At 71.5% G+C, this 1,451-nt stretch carries 1 protein-coding gene; it reads left to right on the forward strand.

Annotated features, from left to right (window positions below):
• Nucleotides 1-456 precede the first annotated feature (456 nt).
• Nucleotides 457-1,401, forward strand: a complete 945-nt coding sequence (locus ACSF8R_RS14585) for an alpha/beta fold hydrolase (RefSeq protein ID WP_035964342.1) — start codon at nt 457-459, stop codon at nt 1,399-1,401.
• Nucleotides 1,402-1,451: the final 50 nt, after the last annotated feature.

Here is a 1,451-nt window from a genome sequence, read left to right on the forward strand (position 1 = left end):
TCGGCCGGGGGGCCGTCGTCGGGTACACGCAGCACCGGAGCGGGGACGCCGTTTCTCCATGTGATGTCCCGTGTCGCCTGTCTGATCGACCCCGGCCTCACCTTCCTTAGCCGCGATGCCGAGGCCTGGTCCACGTTCTGCGGGCCGTCCGGGCGTGGACGGGCACGCCCGGCGCCGGCACAGAGCGTCCGAAGTGCCACGGGGCGGGCCGGCAGACATGATCCGGGCGGGACGCGGCCCCCCCACCGGGGGTGACCCTGCCGGGCCGCCGGGTCCGGACCCGGTCACGCGGCTCTCGGGACGGGCTGGGCGCGTACCTGCCGCTCTCAGCGCCCGCGACAGGGAGTTCCGCGAGTGGGCGACGGAGGTCGGGGGCCGGACATCCCGTTGTCGGCAGGTACGGTATGGTCATGCCCGTCGAGCTCCCCGCCCGGGGGGCATGACGAGGAGGTCAGCATGGCTCTGCGCGAACTCGAGTTCACGTCGCACAACGGCACCGACACCATCCAGGCCTGGGTGTACGAACCGGCGGTCACGCCGGTGGCGGTGGTCCAGCTCATCCACGGTCTCGGCGAGCACTCCCGCCGGTACCTGCACATGACGGCCGCGCTGGTGGATGCGGGGTTCGTCGTGGTCGCGGACGATCACGCGGGTCACGGTCGGACGGCGATGCAGTCGGGGACGTGGGGTGACGCCGGTGACGAGTCGGCGACGGTCATCGTGCAGGACGAGGTGACGCTGTACCGGAAGGCCAAGGAGCTGTTCCCCGATCTGCCGTACGTGGTGTTCGGCCACAGCCTGGGGTCGATGATCGCGCGGGCGCTGGTGCTGCAGCCGGGTGTCGAGGTCGACGGGCTCGCGCTGGGCGGTATCGCCGTGGGCATGCGCGGTGTCGAGTCGACGCTGGATCGCGAGGCCCTGAAGGCTGCCGTGGCGGCCGACGGTTCCGCCCCCGCTGCGGATGCGTTGGTGGGCCAGCTGTTCGACGGCTTCTACGACCGCCTCGGCCCGGACTTCGGCCCGACGGACTGGGTGGCGCGCAACGCGGACGTCGTCCGTGATCACGGCCGCGACCCCTTCAATAACTTCGGCGCCCCCTTGAGCAACCGGTTCCTGCAGGGCTTCGTCGACGTGTACGACCAGGCCAACGGCGACGACTTCTTCGACCGCCTTCCGCAGGTTCCCGTCGCGATCTTCGCGGGCGCGGAGGACCCGGTGACCAACTACGGCGAGGGTGCGCGCGAGGTCGCCCGGCGCCTGGAGGAGAAGGGCCACGACGTCGAACTCCACATCTACCCCGACGTCCGCCACGAGGTTCACAACGAGCCCGAGACCCGCGCCGAGATGGAGAACTCCCTCATCGAGTTCGTCCACCGCGCCGCCGGGCGGGACGACGCCTGACCCCCGAGGCGCACCCGGCCGCTCGCGCCCAAGCACCGTGACGGGGCCCT

Source organism: Microbacterium sp. bgisy189 (assembly GCF_965345345.1).
In the GTDB taxonomy this organism is placed as follows: Bacteria; Actinomycetota; Actinomycetes; order Actinomycetales; family Microbacteriaceae; genus Microbacterium.